General features: G+C 74.3%; 9 protein-coding genes. 2 read left to right on the top strand and 7 right to left on the bottom strand.

Going from position 1 to position 9,799, the window contains the following annotated elements; translation table 11 throughout:
* Positions 1 to 112 precede the first annotated feature (112 nt).
* The 6 genes from hflX to miaA all read right to left on the bottom strand — a co-directional run bounded on the left by hflX (position 113) and on the right by miaA (position 8,194).
* Positions 113 to 1,618: a GTPase HflX gene (gene hflX / locus WDV06_RS34330; RefSeq protein WP_395513741.1), complete on the bottom strand. Its 1,506-nt coding sequence runs from the start codon at positions 1,616 to 1,618 to the stop codon at positions 113 to 115.
* A 161-nt stretch (positions 1,619 to 1,779) separates the two neighbouring features.
* On the bottom strand, positions 1,780 to 3,318 hold the full coding sequence (locus WDV06_RS34325; protein WP_395513740.1) for a M1 family metallopeptidase: 1,539 nt from the start codon (positions 3,316 to 3,318) through the stop codon (positions 1,780 to 1,782).
* 99 nt (positions 3,319 to 3,417) lie between these two features.
* A complete protein-coding gene (locus tag WDV06_RS34320) occupies positions 3,418 to 5,484 on the bottom strand; it encodes a RelA/SpoT family protein (RefSeq protein ID WP_395513739.1) in 2,067 nt (688 codons plus the stop codon).
* A gap of 140 nt (positions 5,485 to 5,624) precedes the next feature.
* A complete protein-coding gene (dapF, locus tag WDV06_RS34315; protein ID WP_395513738.1) occupies positions 5,625 to 6,500 on the bottom strand; it encodes a diaminopimelate epimerase in 876 nt (291 codons plus the stop codon).
* 85 nt (positions 6,501 to 6,585) lie between these two features.
* Positions 6,586 to 7,149: a hypothetical protein gene (locus tag WDV06_RS34310; RefSeq protein WP_395513737.1), complete on the bottom strand. Its 564-nt coding sequence runs from the start codon at positions 7,147 to 7,149 to the stop codon at positions 6,586 to 6,588.
* Positions 7,150 to 7,255: 106 nt separating this feature from the next.
* A complete protein-coding gene (gene miaA, locus WDV06_RS34305) occupies positions 7,256 to 8,194 on the bottom strand; it encodes a tRNA (adenosine(37)-N6)-dimethylallyltransferase MiaA (RefSeq protein WP_395513736.1) in 939 nt (312 codons plus the stop codon).
* 217 nt (positions 8,195 to 8,411) lie between these two features.
* On the opposite strand from miaA, the gene WDV06_RS34300 reads away from it, so the two are divergent.
* Positions 8,412 to 8,606: a gliding motility protein gene (locus tag WDV06_RS34300; protein ID WP_395513735.1), complete on the top strand. Its 195-nt coding sequence runs from the start codon at positions 8,412 to 8,414 to the stop codon at positions 8,604 to 8,606.
* A gap of 49 nt (positions 8,607 to 8,655) precedes the next feature.
* The gene (locus tag WDV06_RS34295) at positions 8,656 to 8,901 is read left to right on the top strand and encodes an antitoxin (RefSeq protein WP_395513734.1); all 246 of its coding nucleotides are present in this window, start codon (positions 8,656 to 8,658) and stop codon (positions 8,899 to 8,901) included.
* A gap of 75 nt (positions 8,902 to 8,976) precedes the next feature.
* Here the strand turns inward: WDV06_RS34295 and WDV06_RS34290 are convergent, their stop codons facing one another.
* A complete protein-coding gene (locus tag WDV06_RS34290) occupies positions 8,977 to 9,684 on the bottom strand; it encodes a class III extradiol dioxygenase subunit B-like domain-containing protein (protein ID WP_395513733.1) in 708 nt (235 codons plus the stop codon).
* Positions 9,685 to 9,799: the final 115 nt, after the last annotated feature.

The following is a 9,799-nucleotide window of genomic DNA, read 5'->3' as shown; positions in this document are numbered from 1 at the left end:
GGGCCCCCGCGCCGCCCCGGCCCCGGGGGGGGGGCGGGGCGCCCGGGGGGCCCCCCCCCCGGGCGCGCCCCCCCCCCCCCCGGCGCCCCCCCTCGGCCGTGTTCGAACGGCGTTACTGCTTGGCGGGGACGTACGGCGCCAGTTCCGCAGCGAGTTCCCGGTGGACCCGCGCCTTGAGCAGGGTGCCCTCCGGGGTGTGCTCCTCGGAGATCACCTCGCCCTCGGCGTGCGCCCGGGCGATCAGGCCGCCGCGGGTGTACGGCACCAGGGCCTCCACCTCGACGGCGGGCCGGGGCAGCTCGCTGTCGATGAGCGCGAGGAGCTCCTCGATGCCCTGGCCGGTGCGTGCCGAGACGGCGATGGAATGCCGCTCGATGCGCAGCAGGCGCTGCAGGACGAGCGGGTCCGCGGCGTCGGCCTTGTTGACCACCACGATCTCGGGCACGTTGACCGCGCCGACCTCGCGGATGACCTCGCGGACGGCCGCCAGCTGCTCCTCCGGCGCCGGGTGCGAGCCGTCCACGATGTGCAGGATGAGGTCGGAGTCGCCGACCTCCTCCATCGTGGAGCGGAAGGCCTCTACGAGGTGGTGGGGCAGGTGCCGGACGAAGCCCACGGTGTCGGCCAGGGTGTAGACCCGGCCGGACGGGGTCTCGGCGCGGCGCACGGTCGGGTCGAGGGTGGCGAACAGTGCGTTCTCCACCAGGACGCCCGCGCCCGTGAGGCGGTTGAGCAGGGAGGACTTTCCGGCGTTGGTGTAGCCGGCGATGGCGACCGAGGGCACCTTGTTGCGGCGCCGTTCCTGCCGCTTGATGTCGCGGCCGGTCTTCATCTCGGCGATCTCCCGGCGCATCTTCGCCATCTTCTCGCGGATGCGGCGCCGGTCGGTCTCGATCTTGGTCTCACCGGGGCCTCGGGTGGCCATGCCGCCACCGCCGCCGCCACCCATCTGCCGGGACAGCGACTGACCCCAGCCGCGCAGACGCGGCAGCATGTACTGCATCTGCGCGAGGGCGACCTGCGCCTTGCCCTCTCGGGACTTGGCGTGCTGGGCGAAGATGTCCAGGATGAGGGCGGTCCGGTCGACGACCTTGACCTTGACGACGTCTTCCAGGGCGATGAGCTGGCCGGGGCTGAGCTCGCCGTCGCAGACGACGGTGTCGGCGCCGCTCTCCAGCACGATGTCGCGCAGCTCGCGGGCCTTGCCGGAACCGATGAAGGTGGCCGGGTCGGGCTTGTCGCGGCGCTGGATGACACCGTCGAGGACGAGGGCGCCCGCCGTCTCGGCGAGGGCGGCGAGCTCCGCCAGGGAGTTCTCGGCGTCACCCACCGTGCCGGAGGTCCAGACACCGACGAGGACCACGCGCTCCAGGCGGAGCTGGCGGTACTCGACCTCGGTGACGTCTTCGAGCTCGGTGGAGAGACCGGCCACGCGGCGCAGGGCCGCGCGCTCGGAGCGGTCGAACTGGTCGCCGTCCCGGTCTCCGTCGATCTCGTGGCTCCAGGCGACGTCCTCTTCCATCAGGGCATCGGCCCGAAGGCTCTCGGTGAAGCGCTGCGGCTCGCGCACGTCCTGCGCGTCCCGCGGGTCCTGGGAAGGGGATGAAGAGGAGGTCATTGGATCCTTACGTCGATTCGATTGCGTGCGCGCCGGCTAGGGCCAAAGGTACCGCCGTGCGTGACTGACTCTGTCACGTGCAACGTCGGACCCCGTCCGGAGATTCCCCGGACCGCGCCGTCGTCGGCCTCGTCGATGGTGACATGCCCGTTCCGGGGCCGTCATACCGTTTTTCCGTCCGCTTCCTGAGCGGGAGCGGGCTTGGGTGCCGTCCCGGGGGCCGTTTTCCCGGCCGTCCCGGGGGCCGCCTTCTGCTTGACCGGGGCGCTCCAGTCCGGGTGGCCGGGCATGGGCGGGGTCTTCTCGCCGTACAGCCAGGGCCGCAGGAAGGCCGTGAGGTCGCGTCCGGCCTCCTGCGAGGCCAGGCGGACGAAGTCCTCGGTGCCCGCGGTGGCGTCCTTGTGCTCCGCCACCCACCTCCGCTCGACGCGGTCGAAGGCCGCGGTGCCGATCTCCTCCCGCAGGGCGTAGAGGATGAGCGCCGCCCCGTCGTAGACCACCGGCCGGAACAGGCCGATCTTCTGCCCGGGGGCCGCCGCCTTGGGGGCCGCCGGGGGCCCGCCCGCGGCCCGCCACTGGTCGGAGCGCTGGTAGGCCTCCCGCATCCGCCGGTCCAGGGAGTACTTGCCGAGCCCGTCCGCGTAGAGGGCCTCGTACCAGGTGGCGTGCCCCTCGTTGAGCCACAGGTCGGACCAGGTGCGCGGGGTGACGCTGTCGCCGAACCACTGGTGGGCGAGCTCGTGGACCATGACCGCCTCGACGTACCACTCGGGGTAGCCCTCCGCCTCCCCGGCGAACAGCCCGTTCTCGAAGAGGGAGAGGGTCTGGGTCTCCAGCTCGAAGCCGGTGCGGGCCCGCGCGATCAGCACCCCGTAGTTCTCGAAGGGGTAGCGGCCGACCCGCTGCTCCATCCACTCGATGTGCCCGGCGGTCTTGAGCAGCCAGGGCTCCAGCCGCTCCCGGTCCGCGGCCGGCACGACGTCGCGCAGCGGCAGCCCGTGCGGTCCGGTGCGGTGCAGGACGGCGGAGCGGCCGATGGAGACCTGCGCGAGCTCGGTGGCCATCGGGTGCAGGGTCCGGTAGGTCCACTCGGTGGCGCCCGCCGCCCGGGCGGCCGGGAGGGCGCCGGGCAGGCCGTTGGCCACGGCGGTGTAGCCCTCGGGCGCGGTGATCCGGAAGGTGAAGTAGGCCTTGTCGGCGGGGTGGTCGTTGCAGGGGAAGACGCGGTGCGCGGCGTCGGCCTGGTTGGCCATGGCCAGGCCGTCCTCGGTGGTGACCCAGCCGCCGTCGGCGGAGCCGCGCGGATCGCTGGAGTGCCGGACGGTGATCCGCAGCGGGGTGTTCGCGGCGACGGGGTGCGCGGGAGTCAGTACGAGGTCCTCCCCGGCGCTCTCGAACCGCGCGGGTTCGCCGTTGACCTGGGCGGAGGCCACCGTCCCGTGGGTGAAGTCCAGGTTGATCCGCTCCAGCGGGGCGAGGGCCCGGGCTTCGATGGCGGTCACCGCGTCGAGGGGGGTGCGGTTGTCCTTGTACGTGAGGGAGAGGTCGTACGAGAGGACGTCGTACCCCGGGTTGCCGAGCTCGGGGAAGAGCCGGTCGCCGATGCCGAGCGGCTTCGGCGGGGGCAGCACGGCGGCGACGAGGGTGAGGGAGGCCGCGGCGAGCAGGGCGGCGCGCAGGCGCGGGGAGGAGAGCTGCATCCACCACCGCTTACCAGCGCCCGCGACGGGCCCGCACGCGACGCGCGACGGATCCACCCGAACGAGACTCCCCCGGCTCCCCCTGTCCCCCCGGCCCCCTCAGGCCCGGCCGACGTCGTACACGCCGGGCACGTCCCGCATCGCCCGCATCAGCGCGGGGAGCACGGACGCGTCGGGCAGCTGGAGGGTGTAGCTGTGCCGGACCCGCTGTTCGACGGGCGGCTCGACGGTGGCGGAGACCACCTCGACCCCCTGGCGGGCGATGGCCTCGGTCAGGTCGGCCAGCAGGTGCGGGCGGCCGAACGATTCGGCGAGCAGGGTGACCCGGCAGTCGGCGGTGGCCCGCCAGTGCACGGCGACGGAGGTGCGGCCCAGGGAGCGCATCTGGGCGACGGCCGGGCAGTGCACCCGGTGGACGGTGACGGCCCCGCCCCGGACGACGAACCCGGCGACCGCGTCGGGCGGGACGGGGGTGCAGCAGCCGGCGAGGCGTACGTGGGCGTCGGGGAGGTCGGCGACGGCGTTGCCCCCGCCCCCGCGCAGCCCGGGCACCGACAGCGGGGCGCGGGGGACGGCGGTGGCGGCCACGGCCCCGTCGGGGTGGGCCTGGAGCCAGCCGCTGATGGCGATCCGGGCGGCCGGGGTCTTGGCGTGCTCCAGCCAGTCGGCGGCGGGCCCGGAGGAGGCGTCCTGGGCGAGCAGCAGCTGGACGGTGTCCCCGTCGGAGAGCGGGGCGGAGAGGGAGGTGAGGCGCCCGTTGACGCGGGCGCCGATACAGCCGTGGGCCGCCTCGCCGTGCTGGGCGTAGGCGGCGTCGATACAGCTGGCCCCGGCGGGCAGGGCGAGGGTGCCGCCGTCGGCGCGGTAGACGGTGATCTCGCGGTCCTGGGCGAGTTCGGCGCGCAGTCCGGTCCAGAAGGTGTCCGGGTCGGGCGCGGACTGCTGCCAGTCGAGGAGCCGGGAGAGCCAGCCGGGCCGGGTGGGGTCGACGCCCTCGCAGTCGGAGCCCTCGCCGGTGGCGTACGGGTTGCCGAGGGCGACCACCCCGGCCTCGGCGACGCGGTGCATCTGCCGGGTGCGGACGATGACTTCGGCGACGTAGCCCTCGGGGACGGCGACGGCGGTGTGCAGGGACTGGTAGAGGTTGAACTTGGGGACGGCGATGAAGTCCTTGAACTCCGAGATGACCGGGGTGAAGCAGGTGTGGAGTTCGCCGAGGACGGCGTAGCAGTCGGCGTTCTCGCCGACGAGGACGAGGATGCGTCCGAAGTCCGGGCCGCGCAGCTCTCCGCGGGTGCGGGAGATGCGGTGGACGGAGACGAAGTGCCGGGGGCGGACGAGCACCTCGGCGGCGATGCCGGCCTCGCGCAGGACGGTGCGTACGGATTCGGCGATGGCCAGGAGCGGGTCGTCCGCCCCGGCATGGGAGGCGATGAGCGCGCGGGTGCGCTCGTACTCCTCGGGGTGCAGGATCGCGAAGACGAGGTCTTCCAGCTCGGTCTTGAGGGCCTGGACGCCGAGGCGTTCGGCGAGCGGGATGAGGACGTCGCGGGTGACCTTGGCGATGCGGGCCTGTTTCTCGGGGCGCATCACGCCGAGGGTGCGCATGTTGTGCAGCCGGTCGGCGAGTTTGATGGACATGACGCGGACGTCGTTGCCGGTGGCGACGAGCATCTTGCGGAAGGTCTCGGGTTCGGCGGCGGCGCCGTAGTCGATCTTCTCGACCTTGGTGACGCCGTCGACGATGAAGGCGACCTCGTCGCCGAACTCGGCGCGGACCTGATCGAGGGTCACCTCGGTGTCCTCGACGGTGTCGTGGAGCAGGGACGCCGTCAGGGTGGTGGTCTCGGCGCCGAGTTCGGCCAGGATGAGGGTGACGGCGAGCGGGTGTGTGATGTACGGCTCACCGCTCTTGCGCATCTGGCCGCGGTGCGAGGACTCCGCGAGGAGGTACGCACGGCGCAGGACGGCCAGGTCCGCGTCCGGGTGGTGGGCGCGGTGCGCTTCTGCTACGTGTCCGATGGCGTCCGGGAGGCGGTCCCGGGACGCGGGCCCGAGCAGGGCGGCTCGGCCCAGGCGGCGCAGATCGAGCCGGGTCCGGCCACGTCTGCGCAGCTCAGGGCGCATGTCTGCGTGTGCTTCGGGGTTCGTGGCCTCTGCACTCATGGGCACCTCCGGCGGCTTCGACCGGCGGTGGCGGGCATGGGGTGAGCCCTCAGGGCCGGTGCCTGATGTTACCGACCCCACCACGTGGCGCAGTCCGCCTCTCGCTCAGCGTGAAACGGATCACCCAAGAGAGGGAATCTTCAGGCGAAAGCAGTTTCCGTGAGCCAGTCCGCTTCGAACTCGCCGGAGGCCACGATGACGGCCGGTCCGGTCATGTCGATGCGACCGTCGGGGTGTTCGGTGATGACGAGGGTACCGCCGGGCAGGTCGACCGTGTACGAGACGGGCTCTCCCGTGACGGCGGGGTCGGCCCCATCGCGCCGGATGGCGGCCACGGCGACGGCGCAGGCGCCGGTGCCGCAGGAGCGGGTCTCGCCGGATCCGCGCTCGTGGACGCGCATGGCGACGTGCCGCGGGCCGCGGTCGACCACGAACTCGACGTTGACCCCGGTGGGGTAGGCGGAGGCCGGGCTGAACGGCGGCGGGCTGTACAGGTCGCCGGCGTGGTCGAGGCTTTCAACGAACGCGACGGCGTGCGGGTTCCCCATGTTGACGTTGCGCGCGGGCCAGGAGCGCTCGCCGACGGAGACGGTGACCTCGCCCTCGGGGAGCCGGGCGCGGCCCATGGAGACGGTGACGTCGCCGGTCTTGGCGAGGTGGACCTGCTTGACGCCGCCGCGGGTGGCGACCGCGAAGTCGCCGGGCTCGACGTGTCCGGCGTGGTGCAGGTAGCGGGCGAAGACGCGTACGCCGTTGCCGCACATCTCGGCGACGGAGCCGTCGCTGTTGCGGTAGTCCATGAACCACTCGGCCTCGTCGGCCAGGTGCGCGGCCTCGGGGTGGGCGGCGGAGCGCACGACATGCAGCACACCGTCCGCGCCGATGCCGGCCCGGCGGTCGCACAGGGCGGCGACGGCGGTGGGCGGCAGGTCGACGGCGTTGTCCGGGTCGGGGACGATCACGAAGTCGTTCTCGGTCCCGTGGCCCTTGAGGAAGGGGAGGGTGGTGTGCGTCACGAGCCCATGGTACCGAGCGGGGCGCGGCCCCGGCCGGGCGGCTCAGCATGCGGTCAGGGTGCGGTCAGCGCGATGTCGGCGCTGGTCAGCGCAGGCGGGCCACCCGGTAGACGGCCAGTGCGACGAGGACCAGCGCGACCAGCGCGTACAGCCCGGCGATACGCCAGTCGGGGCGGCGGCCGCTGCCCCGGGGCGGGAGCCCGGGCCAGGAGTAGCCGACACGGCGGGCGGCCATCATGCCCCAGCCGCCGGCGCAGGAGCTGATGAGGAACCCGAGCATGGCGACGACGGCGCCGCCGTCGCCGAACTCGAAGGCGAGCGGGAAGGCGAACATCAGGGAGCCGGCGGCGGCGAGCATCACGATGGGGGCGATCTGCCAGATGCGCAGCCTGCGCTGGGGGCGCAGCTCGACCTCGACGGCGGGGCCGTCCGCGGCCTCGCCGCCGGGCTCGGCGGCGTCGGGGCCGTCGGTGGTCAGCCGGGCGGGGTCGGCGGGCAGGCCGAGCCCGTCGGGGCCGTCCGGGGCTCCCGGCAGGCCCGGGCCCGCGGGCGCGCCGGCCGGTGCGGGGACGGCGGGCAGGGCCGGGTCCGCCGCCCGCTCGGTGTCGTCCCGCCCGGTGTCTCGTCGAGGGCCGGCCTCCATAGCCACGCGCCCTCCCCACTTCGGACTCCGCACGCCACTGTTCAGAAGTTTGATGATGGCACGGTCCCGGCCCCGCGACGGGCGCTCGGGGCTTCCCGATGCCATCACGTGATCAGGCTGTGACCGCTCGTTCGACCAACGACTGCGCGAGTCGGGGCAGTTCCCCGCGGTCGGCGGCGGCTCCGCTGAGCCAGTGGACGCGCGGGTCGCGGCGGAACCAGGAGTCCTGGCGGCGGGCGAAGCGCTTGGTGGCCCGTACGGTCTCGGCCCGGGCCTCGTCCTCGGTGCAGTCTCCGGCGAGGGCGGCGAGTACCTGCTGGTAGCCCAGGGCGCGGGAGGCGGTGATGCCCTCGCGCAGGCCCTGGTCCTCCAGGGCGCGGACCTCGTCGACCAGTCCGGCCTCCCACATGCGGTCGACGCGGGTGGCGATGCGCTCGTCGAGCTCGGGGCGGGCCACGTCGACGCCGATCTGGACGGTGTCGTAGACCGACTCGTGGCCGGGCAGGTTGGCGGTGAAGGGCTTGCCGGTGATCTCGATCACTTCGAGGGCGCGGACGATGCGCCGGGAGTTGCTGGGCAGGATGGCGGCGGCCGCGGCGGGGTCGGCGGCGGCGAGGCGGGCGTGCAGGGCGCCGGGGCCGCGCAGGGCGGCCTCCTCCTCCAGCCGGGCGCGCACCTCGGGGTCGGTGCCGGGGAATTCCATGGCGTCGAGGGCCCCGCGGACGTAGAGGCCGGAACCGCCGACGAGGACGGGGGTGCGGCCCTGGGCGAGGAGCTTGTCGATCTCGGCGCGGGCGAGGCGCTGGTACTCGGCGACGCTGGCGGTCTCGGTGACGTCCCAGATGTCGAGGAGGTGGTGGGGAACACCGCCGCGCTCGTCGACCGTCAGCTTGGCGGTGCCGATGTCCATCCCCCGGTAGAGCTGCATGGAGTCGGCGTTGACGACCTCGCCGTCGAAGTGGCGGGCCAGGGCGACGCCCAGGTCGGACTTTCCGGCCGCGGTGGGACCGACGACGGCGATGACCCGCGGGGCGGGGGCTGCATTCCTCACCGGACCAGTCTCGCAAACCCCGCGGCATGTACCCGATCGGGTGAGGTGACGGGGTGTGGCCGGGGTCGTTGCCCTGAAGAGGTTCCGGCCGGGCGTGCGCCTGGCGCGCACCTGGTGGAGGCCGGTCCGGCCGCAGCGGAACCTCACCCGCACGAGTAACGTTATGGGAGTAGACATGGGCGTTTTTGACCGGATTTTTCGCCGTAAGGGCGCGGCCGTGACCGAGCAGGTCGCGGCCGAGGCCGCTCCGCCGGAGACGCCGGCCGCGGAGACCGGGCCGGCCGAAGGAGCCGGGGAGGCCGAGGCGGCCGCGGCCGGAGCTCCCGCGCCGGAGGCCGCCGTGGAGATCCCCAAGCAGCAGGCGGCGGAGGCCGCCGCGGACAGCGAGGCCGGCGAGGGCGCCCGTACGTAGCCGCCGCTCCCCCGGGCCCCGGTCCGGGGGGACCTCAGGAAGGTGACCCATGGGCCTGCTCGACAGTCTGAAGGCCAAGCTCGCTCCGGCCAAGGAGAAGGTCGGCGACCTCGCGCAGAAGCACGAGGGCAGGATCGGCCATGGCCTGGACAAGGTCGCCGAGGTCGTGGACTCCAAGACCCACGGCAAGTACAGGGACCGGATCACGACCGGTACGGACAAGGCGAAGGACGCCCTGGGCAAGGTCGCGCACAAGGACGCCCCCGGCGGGCCGACGCCGCCGGCGGGTTCCTGAGGCGGGCGCCCGCGGGGCGCCGACGGGATCAAGGGGCGTGGGACCGAGGGGCCCGCGCCCCTTCGCCGTGCGCCGTCAGGACCAGGCGGCGACGAAGTAGCCGACCCCGTACGGGGCGTCCTCGTACAGCAGCCGCCCGCCGAGGTCCGCGCCCTCGGCGGCGCCCGCCAGGACCTGCCAGGGCGCCCGCCCGGCCACCTGCAGCTCGTCGGCGAGTACGGGGTCCAGCGCGGCCAGCGCGCCGGTGTCGGCGGCGCCCAGGGCGCGGCCTGCGGCGGCGTCGAAGGCGGCGGCGCGGTCGTCCAGGTAGCCCGGGGCCTTCAGGGTGCGGCAGGCGCTGCCGTCACCCATGACCAGCAGCGCGACGCGCTCGTCGGCGGCGGCGAGCTCCCGGCCGGTGTCCAGGCAGCGCGCGGCCTCCAGCGAGCCGGCCACGGCGAGCCCCTCCACCGGTGCGGCGCCCCACCGGGCGCGTCCGAGCAGCCAGGCCCCCACGGCGAGGGAGGCGGGCAGCGGGCGCGGCCCCTCCTCGCCCTCCCCGAGCCGGACCTCGGCGTCGACGCCGAAGCCGTGGAAGCCGCCCCGGGAGCCCTGCGGGTACGGACCCTGCTGGTCGGCCTCGGCGGAGCCGACCACGACGAGCACGTCGGGCCGTGACGCGGCCAGCACGGCGAGCGCGTCGGAGCAGGCGTTACGGGCCTCGTCGAGCTCGGCGGCGGCGCCCGCGGCGACCTCCGGCACGAGGAGCGGCGGGGCGGGGCAGACGGCGGCGGCTACGAGCATGATCCGCAGCCTAGGCGGTGCGCCGCGATCGGGCCAGACGCGCCGGGGGGGGGGGGGGGGGGGGGGGGGGGGGGGGGGGGGGGGGGGGGGGGGGGGGGGGGGGGGGGGGGGGGGG

Source organism: Streptomyces racemochromogenes, from assembly GCF_044129415.1.
Classification (GTDB): Bacteria; Actinomycetota; Actinomycetes; order Streptomycetales; family Streptomycetaceae; genus Streptomyces; species Streptomyces racemochromogenes_A.
This window is presented reverse-complemented; position numbering and strand designations above follow the sequence as displayed.

Bases quoted from the DNA above. Each gene is read 5' to 3' on its own strand.
- hflX (WP_395513741.1), bottom strand. From the start codon at position 1,618: ATGACCTCCTCTTCATCCCCTTCCCAGGACCCGCGGGACGCGCAGGAC.
- WDV06_RS34325 (WP_395513740.1), bottom strand. From the start codon at position 3,318: ATGCAGCTCTCCTCCCCGCGCCTGCGCGCCGCCCTGCTCGCCGCGGCC.
- WDV06_RS34320 (WP_395513739.1), bottom strand. From the start codon at position 5,484: ATGAGTGCAGAGGCCACGAACCCCGAAGCACACGCAGACATGCGCCCT.
- WDV06_RS34295 (WP_395513734.1), top strand. From the start codon at position 8,656: ATGGGCCTGCTCGACAGTCTGAAGGCCAAGCTCGCTCCGGCCAAGGAG.
- WDV06_RS34290 (WP_395513733.1), bottom strand. From the start codon at position 9,684: ATGCTCGTAGCCGCCGCCGTCTGCCCCGCCCCGCCGCTCCTCGTGCCG.